This window comes from Providencia alcalifaciens, assembly GCF_020271745.1.
Lineage (GTDB): Bacteria > Pseudomonadota > Gammaproteobacteria > Enterobacterales > Enterobacteriaceae > Providencia > Providencia alcalifaciens_B.
Map to the genome: position 1 here is coordinate 4,014,175 of NZ_CP084296.1, position 15,531 is coordinate 4,029,705.

12 protein-coding genes, 1 tRNA gene and 1 pseudogene are annotated in these 15,531 nt (G+C 40.8%); 7 read left to right on the plus strand and 7 right to left on the minus strand.

Annotated features, from left to right (window positions below):
- The first annotated feature begins 122 nt into the window (after positions 1 to 122).
- Positions 123 to 668 (plus strand): endonuclease SmrB, encoded by a 546-nt coding sequence (gene smrB, locus LDO51_RS18580; protein ID WP_225575744.1) that lies wholly within the window; start codon positions 123 to 125, stop codon positions 666 to 668.
- Between the two features lie 37 nt (positions 669 to 705).
- Here smrB and sixA read toward each other — a convergent pair whose 3' ends face one another.
- The 4 genes from sixA to LDO51_RS18600 all read right to left on the minus strand — a co-directional run bounded on the left by sixA (position 706) and on the right by LDO51_RS18600 (position 5,515).
- A complete protein-coding gene (gene sixA, locus LDO51_RS18585) occupies positions 706 to 1,191 on the minus strand; it encodes a phosphohistidine phosphatase SixA (RefSeq protein ID WP_225575745.1) in 486 nt (161 codons plus the stop codon).
- 231 nt (positions 1,192 to 1,422) lie between these two features.
- A complete protein-coding gene (gene fadJ, locus LDO51_RS18590; protein WP_225575746.1) occupies positions 1,423 to 3,636 on the minus strand; it encodes a fatty acid oxidation complex subunit alpha FadJ in 2,214 nt (737 codons plus the stop codon).
- Positions 3,636 to 4,955: an acetyl-CoA C-acyltransferase FadI gene (fadI, locus tag LDO51_RS18595; protein ID WP_225575747.1), complete on the minus strand. Its 1,320-nt coding sequence runs from the start codon at positions 4,953 to 4,955 to the stop codon at positions 3,636 to 3,638. The genes fadJ and fadI overlap by 1 nt, the downstream gene beginning before the upstream one ends.
- A 263-nt stretch (positions 4,956 to 5,218) precedes the next feature.
- Complete coding sequence (locus tag LDO51_RS18600; RefSeq protein WP_225575748.1) at positions 5,219 to 5,515, minus strand: YfcZ/YiiS family protein; 297 nt, start codon at positions 5,513 to 5,515, stop codon at positions 5,219 to 5,221.
- Between the two features lie 351 nt (positions 5,516 to 5,866).
- On the opposite strand from LDO51_RS18600, the gene fadL reads away from it, so the two are divergent.
- Positions 5,867 to 7,138 (plus strand): long-chain fatty acid transporter FadL, encoded by a 1,272-nt coding sequence (gene fadL, locus LDO51_RS18605; RefSeq protein WP_225575749.1) that lies wholly within the window; start codon positions 5,867 to 5,869, stop codon positions 7,136 to 7,138.
- Between the two features lie 540 nt (positions 7,139 to 7,678).
- On the opposite strand, the gene mlaA is transcribed toward fadL, so the two are convergent.
- On the minus strand, positions 7,679 to 8,428 hold the full coding sequence (gene mlaA / locus LDO51_RS18610; RefSeq protein ID WP_225577312.1) for a phospholipid-binding lipoprotein MlaA: 750 nt from the start codon (positions 8,426 to 8,428) through the stop codon (positions 7,679 to 7,681).
- Between the two features lie 392 nt (positions 8,429 to 8,820).
- Here mlaA and LDO51_RS18615 point away from each other — a divergent pair.
- The 5 genes and pseudogenes from LDO51_RS18615 (at position 8,821) to LDO51_RS18635 (ending at position 11,366) form a co-directional block, all read left to right on the plus strand.
- Positions 8,821 to 8,895, plus strand: a tRNA-Arg gene (locus tag LDO51_RS18615).
- 163 nt (positions 8,896 to 9,058) lie between these two features.
- A pseudogene (locus LDO51_RS18620) lies at positions 9,059 to 9,487 on the plus strand (tyrosine-type recombinase/integrase); the annotation flags it as partial.
- 524 nt (positions 9,488 to 10,011) lie between these two features.
- On the plus strand, positions 10,012 to 10,389 hold the full coding sequence (locus LDO51_RS19945; RefSeq protein ID WP_225577313.1) for a CPBP family glutamic-type intramembrane protease: 378 nt from the start codon (positions 10,012 to 10,014) through the stop codon (positions 10,387 to 10,389).
- 172 nt (positions 10,390 to 10,561) lie between these two features.
- A complete protein-coding gene (locus LDO51_RS18630; RefSeq protein ID WP_225575750.1) occupies positions 10,562 to 10,978 on the plus strand; it encodes a hypothetical protein in 417 nt (138 codons plus the stop codon).
- A gap of 28 nt (positions 10,979 to 11,006) precedes the next feature.
- Positions 11,007 to 11,366, plus strand: a complete 360-nt coding sequence (locus LDO51_RS18635) for a hypothetical protein (protein ID WP_225575751.1) — start codon at positions 11,007 to 11,009, stop codon at positions 11,364 to 11,366.
- A 204-nt stretch (positions 11,367 to 11,570) separates the two neighbouring features.
- Here LDO51_RS18635 and LDO51_RS18640 read toward each other — a convergent pair whose 3' ends face one another.
- Both LDO51_RS18640 and LDO51_RS18645 read right to left on the minus strand, forming a co-directional pair.
- Positions 11,571 to 13,850, minus strand: a complete 2,280-nt coding sequence (locus LDO51_RS18640) for a hypothetical protein (protein ID WP_225575752.1) — start codon at positions 13,848 to 13,850, stop codon at positions 11,571 to 11,573.
- Positions 13,851 to 14,010: 160 nt separating this feature from the next.
- Positions 14,011 to 15,525, minus strand: coding sequence for a phospholipase effector Tle1 domain-containing protein (locus LDO51_RS18645; protein WP_336432174.1), 1,515 nt, complete (start codon positions 15,523 to 15,525; stop codon positions 14,011 to 14,013).
- Positions 15,526 to 15,531 lie beyond the last annotated feature (6 nt).

Sequence of the window (15,531 nt, forward strand, 5' to 3'; positions counted from 1 at the left end):
GTAGCGCTAAAAATATTCTATGATAACCGTTCATGGGAAAAATGGGTTACACTACGTCCTGTTTTGCGACCTGTTTTGCCCATCCAAGAAAGTATCATTTATTAACAATTGATTTATAAACAATGACTAAAAATAAATTCGCCTTAGAAGACGGCGACATCAATCTCTTTAAAGACGCTATTCAAGGTGCTAAAAAAATTCACCAAGATCAAATAGTGCATGTCCCTATTCGCGCGAAAGTCACTCAACCATCCAGTAAGAAAGTTCAGCAAGAACAAGTGGATGCTTCTTTTTATTTTTCTGATGAATTTCAACCGCAGTTAGATAATGAAGGCCCTACTCGCTATTTAAGACCCGATGCCAACCCGTATGAGTTGAAAAAATTACGTCGTGGAGACTATGTGCCGGAGTTATTTCTGGATCTTCACGGGTTGACCCAAATGGAAGCTAAACAAGAAATTGGCGCGTTAATTGCGGCTTGTAAGCGGGAAAATGTCCATTGCGCCTGCATCATGCATGGGCACGGTAAGCATATTTTGAAACAGCAAACACCACTGTGGCTTGCTCAACATCCTGATATTGTTGCTTTTCACCAAGCCCCTAAAGAATGGGGTGGCAACGCTTCGCTGCTGTTATTAATTGAAACGACTGAGAGTGCTCGCCGTTAAGCACTCACTTCGTTTTCATCACCTAGGATGCTCAAACTTAAGATTGGGTCAACGAAATCTGCGATGGACTGAGCATCCATTCTAAATGGTATTTCATCTGCTCAGTATCCACCTCAACACATGCAATCGTCGATGTTGTAAACATTGGCGGTGCTTCGTGAGGACATAACTCCGAGACCAAATAGCCAACCAGCGGCAGGTGCGAAACCACCAAAACGCCCTTAGCGCCACTGAATGCATAATCTCGAATTTGAGAGGCAACCCAATCCGCATTTCCTCCGGGGGTTAGCCCTTCCATAATTTGCGCTTGCGCTGGCAGCGATAATGCTTCACGCATCACTTGTAATGTCTGCTCTGCGCGTAAATAGGGGCTCACTAATACCGTATCAATCTGAGGCTGACGGGCTTGTAGCCATTTCGCCATCAGTACTGAATCATCTTTTCCCTTTTGGGTTAATGGTCTCGCTGAATCACTCGCCGCCTGAATTGCCGCATCACCGTGACGCATAATATAAACTTGCATAATCCACCATCTGTGCCGCTGTCTCCCATGAGAACGCGGGTCTTTTTGTTAAGATAATTATTGTTAAAGATAACCATCAGTTGGGGTGAGGAGAGATTCTGCAACAAACCCGTTGCAAATAAAATGATTTACATTGTTTTTTACTGACAATTTTTGCTATTCAGCCATAAAAAAACCTGATAACCACAGTGTTTAACTGCGGCATCAGGTTGATTAAACAGCGATTATCGCTTAATGAATGTCGCTATTTTCTTCCGTCGAAGATGCATTTTTTTCATGATCATTCACCGAATAAAACGTGCGATTAGACTGTGACATTTCAATCAATAAGTCGCACGGCGCAAACTTATCGCCATGTTTCTCCGCTAAGTGTTGCAACGTTTCCACGGTTTTACTGATACCAAGGCTATCCATATAACGGAAGGGCCCCCCAAAGAATGGCGGAAAACCAATTCCAAACACCGCACCAATATCCCCATCTCGCGCGCTACGGATAATCTTCTCATCTAAGCAGCGTGCAGCTTCATTGAGCATTAACATGACACAGCGTTGAGCAATATCCGTTTGGCTCGTTGACGTTGAGGGGTGAATGTTAATCAGTGAATAAATACCCTGGTCAACTTGACGTTTTGTGGATTTTTTCCAGAAGGCCAACTTACTTTTTGACTGCCCATAAACATAAAAACCACGACCGTTTTTCTTCCCTTTGCGGTCATCGTTGATCACTTTGTCGAGCGCATCAGGGGCTTTAAAACGGTTGCCAAAACGCTCAACGAGAATTGGTAAAATTTTGGTTCCTACGTCAATACCCACTTCATCAAGTAGATGGAACGGTCCAACCGGGAAACCAAATTTCACTAATGCCTTATCAATATGGTCAATCGCCTCGCCTTCCACAAGGCATTGCGCCGCTTCACACAAATACGGTGCCAGAATACGGTTCACATAGAAGCCTGCATCATCACCAACGACGATGGCGGTTTTACCTTGGCGCTTAGCAAAGGCAACCGTGGTTGCGATGGTAGTGGCATTCGTTTGCTGGTGCGGGATCACTTCCACCAGAGGCATTTTATCCACGGGGCTAAAATAGTGCAGCCCAATCACTTTCTCAGGATGGGGGCTACCTTCCGCAATACGATGAATGGGTAACGAAGACGTATTTGAGGCAAAAATCGCTTTGCCATCTGACATTTTTGCGGTTTCCTGCACCATTTTACGTTTCAGTGCCAGATCTTCAAATACGGCCTCCACCACAATGTCCGCTGATTCTAGTCCTTGATAGGTCAATGTCCCCGAAATTCGAGCCATAATTGCATCCCGTTCCCGAGGCTGTAAGCGTCTTTTACTCACTCGCTGGGAAAGCAGGTCCCAACTATAACGCAGAGCTTGAGTGATACCTTTATCCGAAATATCTTTAATACGTACCGGATATTTACCCAATACCGCACTCACATAAGCGATACCGCCGCCCATCAATCCGCCGCCAAGCACACCCACTTGTTTGATAGTTTGCGGTTTAGCGTCCGCCCCAGTTTCATTTTTCAATGCGGTAGAGGCAAAAAATAGGCTACGTAACGCAGCAGATTCTGGCGTCATTGCCAGTTCACCAAACGCTTTGGCTTCTTCAGCGAATCCCGTTTTTAACCCACTATTCATACCCGCTTTCACCACCTGAATAATCTTTTCTGGTGCCGGATAGTGCCCTTGGGTTTTACTTAATGTTTTCTCTTTCGCGCTGGAAAACACTTTATTACGCAATAATTTACTGCTTAACAAACGCTGTTGCCAAGGGAGAGGTTTACGTTTTACGCCCCCTTTTTGCGCCAGTTCAACCGCCGTATCCAGTAGAATAGAAACCGGAACTACGTCATCGACTAATCGCATTTTCAACGCTTGCTTGCCTTTTAATTGGCGCCCTGTCAGCATCATGTCTAAGGCATTTGGGATCCCAATTAAACGAGGTAAACGCTGAGTCCCTCCTGATCCTGGTAGTAACCCTAACTGCACTTCAGGTAAACCCAGTTTGGTTTTATCATCATCAGAACAAATGCGTGCATGACACGCGAGCGCTAATTCCAAACCACCGCCAAGGCAAGCGCCGTGGATAGCCGCAATAATCGGTAATGGGTAATTATCAATTTTATCAAATAGCGTGTGCCCTTGTTTTGATAGCTCACTCGCCTGCTCTTTACTGGTGCAGTTAGCTATCATGCTGATATCCGCACCTGCGATAAAACTGTCTTTTTTACCCGAGGTGATCACCAAGCCTTTCAGGCCTGATGTCGATTGTGCTTGCTGCAAAATGGCATGAAATTGCTGTGCAAATTCCGCCTTTAGGGTGTTCACTTTTTCATTAGGAACATCAATATAAATAACCCCAACATTGCCATTTACTATCTTTAATGTGAATGCAGGTTCCGTGATGACTGCTGAATGTTGCGTCATTATTCTGCCTCCAAAATCATTGCTACACCAAGCCCACCCGCCGCACAAGCTGTGGTTAGCCCAAATCCGCCACCGCGTCTACGTAGCTCATTCAATGTTTGGGTCACCATTCTCGCCCCTGTCGCAGCAAAAGGATGACCATAAGCAATAGAACCGCCTAGCACATTAAATTTGTCCATATCAATTTCCCCAATCGCTTTCGACAAGCCCAGTTTTTCTTGGGCAAATTTTTGACTGGCAAACATTTGAATATTGGTGAGTGTTTGGGCAGCGAACGCTTCGTGCATATCAATCAAAGTCAAATCTTGCAGAGAAAGCCCCGCTCTTTGTAATGCAATCGGTGTGGCATAGGAAGGTCCCAGTAGCATATCTTCCCACACATCGATTGCCGAGAAAGCATAACTTTTGATGTAACCTAAGGGGGTATAACCCAGTGCTTTTGCTCGAGATTCGGTCATCATCAACACGGCTGCCGCCCCATCAGTTAATGGTGTGCTGTTGGCTGCGGTCACGCTACCGTGTTTTCTATCAAACGCAGGTCTGAGTTTCGCATAGGAAGCGAGCACTGAATTTTCACGCACGTTGTTATCCTGCGAGAATGCGTGCTTGTAAGGTGGCATATACGCGGTCATCACTTCTTGCTCTAACACTCCGCTTTTCCACGCTTTGGCTGCCAGCACATGAGAGCGATGGGCTAATTCGTCTTGTTGCTCACGGCTAATATGGTAACTTTTCGCCATCTGTTCAGCGGTGTCGCCCATACGTAACCCAGTGGAGTATTCTGCGACACCCGGTGCGACTGGGGCTAAATCCTTCAGGCGTAATTTACTGATAAGCGATAATTTTTGCCCAAATGATTTGGCTTTACTTAACGCTAATAGTGTAGCAGCCAGCTTTTTCGATACGCCGATAGGCAGCACAGAGGATGAATCCGCCCCACCCGCGATACCTACGGAGATATCCCCCACCATCATACTTTGCGCCACATTCACAATGGCTTGAAAGCTGGTCGCACAAGCGCGAGAAACACTGTAAGCATCCGTCGATACGCTCATACCAGTACCTAGCACAATTTCTCTCGCAATATTGGGCGCTTCAGGCATTTGAACTACTTGTCCAAAAACCAATTGCTCAATAATCGATGGGTCTATATCACTACGATGCAGTAGTTCTGCAACGACGGTTTTGCCTAAATCTACCGCGGGAGTATTTTGGTAGGCCGTGGATTGTTTAGCAAAAGGCAAACGTAATCCACTAACAATGGCAATCCTTTCTTTTGTGGCATGTTGATTATCGCCATGGTGGGAGAGTTGATTCATGGTCGCTCCTGCTAAAAGAAAAATAAGTAGAATTGTTGTGATTAAACCAAGAGGTCTGACCTGTATCGATTGTTAACATATTCTTCACATTTATCAATCAGCGTGGATAAAAAATGCGAGCTCACACACAAGTTACAATTAATTGGCAATAAAGCGGGGAAATTAGGTGAGTTTTTAGCAATAAAAAACCCATTCACTTTAAAAATGACGCATCCGCGAAATAATAGAGTCAATGGGCTTTAAAAAGGAATTCAAACGTTTGATTAACGTAAGCCTAATTGGAAAATCAGACTTTCTGCTTCACAGCTAAATGTAAAGTTAGCCGATAACTCTACACCACCCGTAACTGGGTTGATTGAGTGAGCAATTTCACACGGTTCTGACTCAACAGATTTGGCTTTTTCTGTGAGTGTTTTCAGCATCGCTTCAGCTTCTTGCTGAGTCGCAAAAATATGCTGATACGATGCGGTGCAATCTTTATTTTCCAGAACTGTACCAACATCTACACAGCAGCACGCAGCTGTTTCATCCGCGCTACAACGTTTAATCGCATCAGTCATTTTATTCTCCCAATGAACAAACTGTTAAGTAAGTATCATAACGCTGAAAAAGTGCCAAACACTAGTGATATCAAAATTAATTACTAATAATCCAACATAAGTTTGATCTAGCTCCTTATATGAGCATTTCTCACTCTTCAAATGCACTCAAATGTTGCCATTATGTTAATTACATCGCATTTTCGAAAAGAAAAAACGCACAAAAACAAAACAACCTTGCAACATACCCAGTGGTCGGACCTATACTCATTGAACTGGTCTGATTTGTCGTAGAGGCAAGCGACCCTACAATTCAGCGCTTCTTGCGATAGAAGTCGCTTATTTAAATAAAACTACTAGAGGGTTTTGGTCATGAACCAGAAAAACCTATTTGCTCGATCAGCTTTAGCAATCGCAGTGGCGGTTATTTCTTCCAATGCAAGCGCAGCTGGTTTTTTGCTGAATGAATATTCAACCTCAGCCTTAGGACGTGCATTTTCAGGCGCAGGAGCCGTCGGCGACAACGCAAGTGAAGGCAGCCGCAACCCAGCTGCAATGATGTTATTTGATCGACCAACTATGTCGATTGGTGCCGTGTATATTGACCCTACCGTTGATATTAAAGGCCGTACTAGCGATGCATTTACTGCCAATAATATCGCTCCTAACGCCGTTGTTCCTAATGCTCACTTTATCTTCCCAATTAATGATAAGTGGGCTGTCGGTACCTCAATGACCACTAACTTTGGTCTTGCTACTGACTTTCATAAAGATTACGCCGCAGGCCCTATCGGTGGAAAAACAGATTTAAAAACCGTTAACTTAAATTTAAGTGGTGCATACCGTATTAATGACAATTTCAGTTTTGGTGTGGGCGCTAATGCTGTTTATGCCGATGCTGAAATTACACGTCATACAGGAAAAAATATTCCATCTCTGGGAATTACCCCCAGTACTACCGCCGCAAAACTGAAAGGTGATGATTGGGGTTATGGTTGGAATGCGGGTTTATTATATGAAATCAACCCAGATAACCGTTTAAGCTTCACTTACCGTTCAAAAGTCAAAGTGAAATTTGAAGAAGGTAAGTATTCTAATGACCTTCCTACGGCAATTGGTGGTTTAGGCGGTAAGACGGTCAAAGGCACTTTAGATCTTAATCTACCTGATATCTGGGAATTCTCGGGCTACCATAAAGTCGATCCTAAGTGGGCGCTGCACTATAGCGTTTCTTACACTGGCTGGAGCACCTTTAAAGACCTCACTGCCTACCAAAAAAGCAATGGTAAAGAGCTATTCCACAAACCAGAAAACTTTGATGATGCATGGCGCTTAGCATTAGGTACTACCTACTACTATGATGACAATTGGACCTTCCGTACTGGTATTGCTTACGATGAAAGCCCAGTGCCATCTAAATACCGTTCAATCTCAATTCCAGACCAAGACCGTTACTGGCTGACCGCAGGCACCACTTATGCATTTAACAAAGATGCCTCTGTGGACTTAGGTATTGCTTATATGCACGGTAAAAAAGTCAATATCAACGAAAGACTAGACGAAAAAGATCCTAACTCAGTGGAGCGCTTCAAATCTGAAGGCTCTGCATGGTTATACGGCGTTAACTTTAACTATACATTCTAATCAGTTATATCTTATCGGGGGAGTTCACTCCCCTGATATCTCCCTCTCCAATCCCTTCCTCTGCGCCACTTTCCTTTTATACTCTTCGCAGAAAAATCATCCTCAAGCTAAATTTTTCTTGACTTTTTTTTGTACAGATTTATATATTAATTATAGCCCGATGTTATTTTATTGTTAAAAACATTCCTGCGGCTTATTCATGTACTGATCCCAGTCATAAGTATCCACTCAATCATTATTTTATCATCATTGTTATATCGATTTTTAACTGCGATGCTGACCTTCATTTTTTTGACATGAAGATGCTGTAAAGTTGCTTACTAAGCGATTATCTGAGGAAGACCATGGAAAAAACATAGGAGGGCATTATGGGAACATTATTCACTATCAGCTTTGTTAGCGTGTTAGTCGTCAGTGCCGTGATTGACACAGTCATCCAACGAGGAAAACAGGACAATGACTAGCAGTTTATTTATCACTCTCTGATGTCCAACAAAACATAGAGAGTGATAAACCCCACCGAATCAATCGACCAACCAATTAATCAATCGAATCCAGCTCCCCTTCAATGACCGCCGCATTTGGGTTATTTGCCGGTTGCAGCGTTCCCCCTCTTGATAAGAAATCATTACGTTGGAAGTAAGCTTCGCGGAACATTAAGTAAGGGTCGGAAGAGCTTTTCAGCAATCCATCCGAATCAAGTAATCTTGCACGGGTTTCAATCCCTTCCAGTGCCCATTTACCCGCCGACATCCAGAACGTTAAATAACTCAGCATCGGGTAGAGATCGTCTGCTAGGTTACCACCTTCCTCGCGCAATGTTGCACTGCCATAACCCGGTAAAACCACATAGGGGCCATAACCCACATCATAATAGCCTAACGTATTCCCGAAACGCTTCGGTTCTTCTTTGACTAGCTGAGGATTGGCCATGCCAGCAACATCAATTAAACCACCGATACCAAACACAGAGTTCAAGAAAAAGCGGTTAAAGTGCTTAAAGCCTTGCTCCACTTCCCCACGGAAAAAACTGTTTAGCATGCTGGCTGGTTCTTCAAGGTTGCCGAGAAAGTTACTGAGTCCGTTTCGAGCAGGCATTGGCACATAATCGCTCCAAGCAACGGCTACAGGTCTTAAGACATATGGGTCTAAGACATTATAGTTAAAGTTAAACATTGCTCGGTTAAAGCCTTCTAGCGGGTCTGAACGCTGTTGCGTTTCTGGGTCAACGCTCGCGCACCCAACCATTAAAACTCCCGCGAGAAGAACGCTACTGATGCGAAACTTCATCATTCCCTCCATCCTTTATTCCACCTTGCCATGGTGTTTTTATCGTTATTACTAATCGCTTTATCATAAAAGCAAATAGAAAAATCTGTTAAGCGTTTTGAGTGGTTTAATTGCTATATAGATATAATTATAACCTATTTAATTATCAACTTATCATAAGAAATCCATTCGAATTACCCCAAACACCAGGGTAGCTTCAGTAAATGTGATTAATTAGTGAATTAACATAGAGATAGACTTATCTGAAATAATTTTAGTCTAAAAAATAAGGTGCTTAAAAACCCAACAAAGAAAAGAGTAAAAAAGATAAAAGCAGAGAATTTGAGTGTAACAGCTTGATTCGATGGAAGGTGGACAGTAAAATGCCAAGCGCTATTACGCAGTATCTCAATGTCCCCTTAGTTAAATGGATATAACGAGCCCCTCCTAAGGGCTAGTTGCAGGTTCGATTCCTGCAGGGGACACCATTACCACTTCTAAAGACATCTCAAGACTTCCAATTTTTTAAATAAAAACAATAGATTAATTATTTTGACTTCCAAGAAGGTCTAGTAACTTCTAGTGGAATCTAAGTATTAATGTGTATAGTATTGTGTATAGGTCTAGGTTCGATAAAAAACTATACACATTATGCTGCTCACTGATATCCAAATTCGTAAAGCTAAGCCTAAAGATAAGGCTTACACCCTAAATGATGGCAATGGCTTATCCCTTCTCATTGAACCCAATGGTTCCAAGGGGTGGCGATTTCGTTACCGCTTTGCGGGTAAGCCTAAAATGATTTCATTTGGCGTGTATGGGCAAATTTCTTTAGCCGATGCCAGAAGAAAAAGAGACGAAGCAAAAAAACAACTATCAGAAAACATCAATCCTAGTGATGCACGTAAATCAGAAAAAATAATCCTCAAATACGCCACGGAGAATACATTTCAAGCTGTTGCAATGGAATGGCACACATCCAAATGTTCTACTTGGACAGAAGGCTATGCTAGTGAAATATTGCGTTGCTTTGAAAATGATGTTTTTCCTTACATTGGTAGCAGGCCGATAGACCTTATCCGCTTCATTTAATTGTTCGGTTAATCAACACGGATGGACAAATGGATGATTAATCAAATTGATGAGGTTAAGGTTAAATAGTTATTTTAATGAATTGGTTAGCGCTATTTTATGCATCTCGCTGTTTATTATAATGGTAAAACAGACTGATTTTTTAATTTCAATAAGGATTCTAATAAGTGAACTTCACGAATATAACAACTCGAATAAAAGAAAAAAATGGATTGAAAATTTTTTTAGCTATTTCTTTGATAGTAATATGGTTTAACCTTGATTATAATTTTTCACAAATTTTTTTAGCATATATTGTGGAACCATTACATTTAGAATCATTTTTTATTCTAATATACCGATTAACATCAATTACACTATTTATATTACTGCTTTTGTTTTTTCGGTGGTATAGCGAAAGTATTAGTGAAATAGCGCTAGGAAGGGTGTTTTCAACAAAATCATCCATCCCATTTTTTCTAATCATTCTTCTATCTGTGCTTGTCAATGCTTATTTTAAACTAGGCGGTGATATGGTTACAAGAGAACACCTCATATTTGATGAAGGAGTTATCAATAACATATTGTTATTCGTTATAACATTTATCATAAGCCCCATTGTTTATGAAGTCATCTTTAGAGGTATTGTGTTTAGCGCAATCCAAAAAGAAAACAAAACAATCATTTGGTTATTTTCTGTTATACCATTTGTTATATTCCACATTTATACAATGACTAATGTAATTTCTCCTTCGATTTGGGTGAGGATCATGATTTATCAGTATGATGTGAGCATCATGCTAATTTTTCTTTCATGTGTTCTGACGTTTGCTCGAATGAGATCGGGCGGTGTGCTATTACCTATAATATTGAACTCATTCTTTTTTATGTCATATATTAAAATGATGTGATTTTTTTAAATTGGGCTGTGCATTCAGTATATAGCTAAAAAATTAATAGAACAGGGATCCAAATAATGACTTAAGCAACTCCCAGATAACCTATTAATCTATCTATATAATAACACCACGTAACTTTAAGCTATTCACACAAAGCCATTGGATATAAGGAGCCATAATTGAAATGAGAATTAATCTATTCATGTTAATTGCCATAGTTACATCGACTCCGATTCCAAGCTATGCTACAGAGTCTGAAGTCATATCTTTACCATTCTATTCTCACTGCTTGGATATGGATGAAGATCTAGTATTTAACGGAAGTATAAATTACTTATGTGAATTTGAAGGTATAGGAATTGAACAAATTTATAATAACTACAAATCATATCTATACCATCAAGAGCTACTGCAAAATACCTTACCGAAAAAAGATATGTTATATGAAACAGAGAATGTTGAGGTGATTTATAAGTGGTTACCACCAAATAAACTCAGATTAACGGTCACTTACGATAATGGCACTGAACAATACATATATTATTTTATCAAAAAAAAGAATGGCACAACTGTTTTTCATCAAATTAATACTGGCTACTGATATTTTTTTAATGAACTGGTGACGTGTTATGACCTTCAATAAGTACAGTGACTTAATTTTCTTTCTAAGAAAAAAGTGGCTTCCGCTGGGTGTGAAAAAAGTTGATATTAACAATCATGAAACTCACTTCTACTACAAGGGGTTTATTAATACGCTTGCACAATCATTGAGTCCAGATATTTGCATGATAAAAAAACCTGATGCTGTGCAATGGGGAGTCGATATGGAAGCTATCGGCATGGAATGGGACAATGAATATTTTAGTATTACAGCAAGTCCCGTTGATGAAAGGGTTTTCCTGATAATTGTTATTGAAAAAGCTGGAAAAATAGAGCACCTAAATAAATTTCTAAAAGTTTTCTTAGCACAACAAAAAGATAAAAATTGACGAAGTTGCTAATTCTTGCGTTGATTTAAGTCCGAGTATCATAAGGAAAAGAGAAGATAAGTCTTCTCTTTTTTGGATTATCAGCCTCTTAAAAATTTGCAATCGAAGAGCCATTACTGAATATATCAAATAGTGAGAAAGCAGAATTTCTATAAATCTAAAATCCATTTAGGCCGTTACATCGGTGGTAACGGCCTAAATGATTTACCCATAGATTTTTTTGAGTGTGCGACCAATATCAATTTTTAGCCATTTATTTTCTCTGACAGACCAAAGCCACAGGTTATTTTTTGCTATTTTATATTTACTGTAATCAGATGCAGGAATAATGACGTCCGCATACTCACTTAATAACATAATGCGGTCATCCATACGAATAATATAGAACACCCCCTGAGGCAATATTATTTTTTCTGTTACCACGGGGGTTTCAGACACGGTACTATCAACATCATTAACCCATCGGCCGCTGTGAATTGTATCGTCAAAGATAAGAATCTGCCGACTTTTTTCTGACGTAATAATCGAGCTACCGTAGCCAAGAATGTCCCCTTGATGATTGAATATAATTTCAGTAGTAGGTTTCCGAAAATGTACTCTGGCAATATAAAAACCGTTATAATCCGATATCAAAGCAAGCTTCGGCTCAATCAGCCATTTCCGGGTATTTAAATCAAATACCCCTGTTCCGCAGCACCTTGACATGATAACCGCATTTCCTGCCTTATTAAATTCAAAGCGCTCTCCGCTAACAAGAAACTCTCCCTTTTTAGTATAGAGTTTCAGTTTATCGCCTTCATGTTTTGAATTGGTATCACGTGCCTGAATAAGGCCATTTTCTTTCGTGTATATAGTATGGTTTTCCGGTGGATTACGGATAATTACTTCACCAGTATCTGAGCGTAGCAACAGACTATTGAAACTGATAAACGCCTCATCTTCTGTGGTATCATATCCGTCCCACATATCATCCTCATTTATTTTGTACTGTAGGAAATGCTTCATACGGACAGGGTCAATAGGGTTCAGCTGTAAGGGTGAAATTTGACGTAATAATTGTGTAATAATCGTCTGTGTCATCAAATCATTTTGGGTGATATTATTTGACACAAATGTGTATTGCAGGGTCAGCTCGGTATTTGTTTCACCGAAGAAATAAAAAATTGGCGGTGAATCATTAATAAAAACATCTTGATAAATTCGTCCTTGTGGATATTTTTCTTTCAACTTAGTCTGTAATTCCTCCACAGTCGCTTTATGTAATGTTACTGATAACCCCATTGAATTATTTCTGAAGAAATCAGATGAATAGTCTAAATTAATCCATTCATCTTTCATTGAGTCTCTTTCTGGATAACGGAAAAAAAACTCTGGTGAAGCAATGGCATTATCAACTCGTTCCCTCACAGCTCTAGTCAATTTATCTTTATCAATATAATCATTCAGCGATGAATTAAATTTCTCCTCAAATTCATCTTTATTTGATAGCAGATCACGTTCCTCGGCAATTATTCCGACGTTATCTGGATTCAAAGTACGAATAACCCTGTAATCGTGAAGAAACGATTCAGTAACCTCCTTATAATCATCTGGTAAAACAGCAAGATATAGTATTCGACTGGAGGTATCATAATAATAATACAGCCCTGTGAGCGACATCGTATCCGAGTAGAAAATCGCTCCACTCCTTTCATCAAAAATCGTTGCATCCATTTTTTTAAGGACCGACTTAAGGTCAGTGACTGGATCACTTTCTTTTATCGCGATGACCACTCCATCAAAAAAACGTCTGCTTTTATAGTGGTAAGCTCTGATTTGGTCTGGCTGATACGGCAAATCAAACCAGGATAAATACATTTTAATATCTTCATCATCATCCGGTTGTATTTCGGTCAGTGTGTCTTGAAAATTCAGTTTCAAGATATGGGGAGATATTTCTGGCCAGCCAATATTGACTTGTTTTCCATTAAAATCTTTCAGCGGATACCGCGTAATTGCATCTATCTGAGTCAAATACCCAAGATTCTTCTGTGTGGTTAATAGCGTATAGGTTGCTTTTATCCGCTGAATTTCACTACCATCTTCAGCCACTGGTTTTAGCGTAAAGGTAATAACACACTCTCTAATACAGGCATGACCCTTGTCAAAAATGAGCTGAGGCTGATTCGGATTGGTATTATTCAGTCTAAACGGGTTCACTTCCCCGGTATAATGCCCATCATTATCTGGGGTGAGTGAGATTTCGTTCCTGATAGTGTACCAAGTTAATGATTTATCGTTCTGAATCTTAAAGTAAAAGTTCTCAGTGTTTTTTTTCAATTGACTGATATATTTTTCATATCTATCTGATGGTTCATCATCAAACAACTGAATATCTAAATTACTGATAATATAATATTGCTCAATTGGGGATGTTTTCTCTTTGCACCCAGTTAAAAATGCGATATTTAATAACAGTGCTGCTGCCAAAATTTGTTTTTTCATCTTTTTAGTCCGTCGGTTTCCTACTAAGTTTCCTTTCGTTATTTCATTTATGAGTAGATGAATATAGATACGTGAGAAGTGGAGTTTGAAAGTGCTAAATTTATGGGATTTAGTGTGACTGTAATAAAAAAGTGCCATTGCTTAAACTTAAGCCATTTTATTACTTACGTGGTTCCATCCATCGTATGGAAAAATAGCCATCATTGATGCCCTCTGCCCGCTGGACATCATGTACAAACCACGCATATAGCACTCGAGAATCGACGCATATTCTTATTGGAGGGGCCTTGCTGTCATACCCTGCTTCACCGCACTGAATAAAATATCGGGCGCGTCGACGTGCAGGTTCGAGGATATTATTGACATATAATTCTGGTGGGTTATTAAATTTTTGAGTCAACAAAACATCAGCAGCTCTAGATACCTCAGATAACCAGCTCCAGTGTTTTTTCAAAAGGCGTATATCATTATCAATATCACTTGAATCCTGTTTAGCTTGGCGGGTAATGCCGAATCCTCCTTGTAGCGAACCAGGGCCCGTCAGTGTGTCCGACTTTTCTTTTTCTAGACGGCGTAACTCACTCTTATATTCATAAAACTGCCTGCCCAGCCACTCAAAGTAACCGTCAAGATGCCAATTCATGGCGCCGTAGCCCAACTTTTGCATACCGACTGTCATCTGATAATCTTCAGCCCACTCTTCGACGGATTGGCTTTCCACATTATCTTTTATATCAAAATAAGACCAGACCAATAAATCCTTTTTATAGAGTTTTTCCAAATCGAGAAACGGAACCGCTGACATCATTGCTTCAGTATACATTTTTCTCAGAGATACCCGAGACAGCTCAGCACTTGGTTTTTGTTCATCAGGTTTAAAGCCGCCTCCAATATCTTCACTGCACCCCGGCATCAAAATTTCCTCATGAGCAACACCCTCTCGCCCAGTACGGTAAATACAGCGCCAGCGCCGACGTTCATGTGCTGCGACCAAGTGCAGCGAACGCCTGACAGCGTTCGGCAAGGGAGACATATGTTCAAGATACTTACGCCCAAAGAGTGAACCTACAGTCCCCGCGACCTTCGCAACAGGACCAGGCAACCAACTGACGGCCTCGGCGGCATAATCTAACCCATTATCACTGCTTAATGGTGTATCTCGCGAGCAGTCAAACAATCCAGCAAACACAATGTTCACTGGAGTCCCGCGATAAACGGGCCTACCGCCTTTTTTCTTCTCATCTTTTTCACAAAGATCTTCCAGCAAGATATCCAGAAACTGGCGTGCTAATGTTCCTCCCATATCAAACCCGAAGACTGAAACAGAAATGAGTTTAACGGGTATCTCCCCACTTTGGGTGGCCTCTTCAAATGAGCGCACAAAGCGCACTTTTGCACTGTTAAGGCGCGAATCCGCCCCAGTCACAAAAGTGTAAGCCATAAATTCAGAATCACGTAGCCATGGGGTGGCTTCGATACCCGCTTTTCTCCCACTATTTATGTATGTATCCTTTAGCATTTTCGCACGATCTTTAGGACTTAACAGTTTGTCTTTAGTCTGCTTCAATATGTCCTTTCCACTGGTTCCCCCCATCGCGGACTGAAAGGCATCTTTTGCCAAATCAACAGGCTTGCTTTTAACGTCATCCTCAAGCGAGCGAAGGGATTGATCCATTATACT

Coding starts and splice junctions, on each gene's coding strand:
- smrB (WP_225575744.1), top strand. CDS start 123: ATGACTAAAAATAAATTCGCCTTAGAAGACGGCGACATCAATCTCTTT.
- sixA (WP_225575745.1), bottom strand. CDS start 1,191: ATGCAAGTTTATATTATGCGTCACGGTGATGCGGCAATTCAGGCGGCG.
- fadJ (WP_225575746.1), bottom strand. CDS start 3,636: ATGACGCAACATTCAGCAGTCATCACGGAACCTGCATTCACATTAAAG.
- fadI (WP_225575747.1), bottom strand. CDS start 4,955: ATGAATCAACTCTCCCACCATGGCGATAATCAACATGCCACAAAAGAA.
- LDO51_RS18600 (WP_225575748.1), bottom strand. CDS start 5,515: ATGACTGATGCGATTAAACGTTGTAGCGCGGATGAAACAGCTGCGTGC.
- fadL (WP_225575749.1), top strand. CDS start 5,867: ATGAACCAGAAAAACCTATTTGCTCGATCAGCTTTAGCAATCGCAGTG.
- mlaA (WP_225577312.1), bottom strand. CDS start 8,428: ATGAAGTTTCGCATCAGTAGCGTTCTTCTCGCGGGAGTTTTAATGGTT.
- LDO51_RS19945 (WP_225577313.1), top strand. CDS start 10,012: ATGGTTACAAGAGAACACCTCATATTTGATGAAGGAGTTATCAATAAC.
- LDO51_RS18630 (WP_225575750.1), top strand. CDS start 10,562: ATGAGAATTAATCTATTCATGTTAATTGCCATAGTTACATCGACTCCG.
- LDO51_RS18635 (WP_225575751.1), top strand. CDS start 11,007: ATGACCTTCAATAAGTACAGTGACTTAATTTTCTTTCTAAGAAAAAAG.
- LDO51_RS18640 (WP_225575752.1), bottom strand. CDS start 13,850: ATGAAAAAACAAATTTTGGCAGCAGCACTGTTATTAAATATCGCATTT.
- LDO51_RS18645 (WP_336432174.1), bottom strand. CDS start 15,525: ATGGATCAATCCCTTCGCTCGCTTGAGGATGACGTTAAAAGCAAGCCT.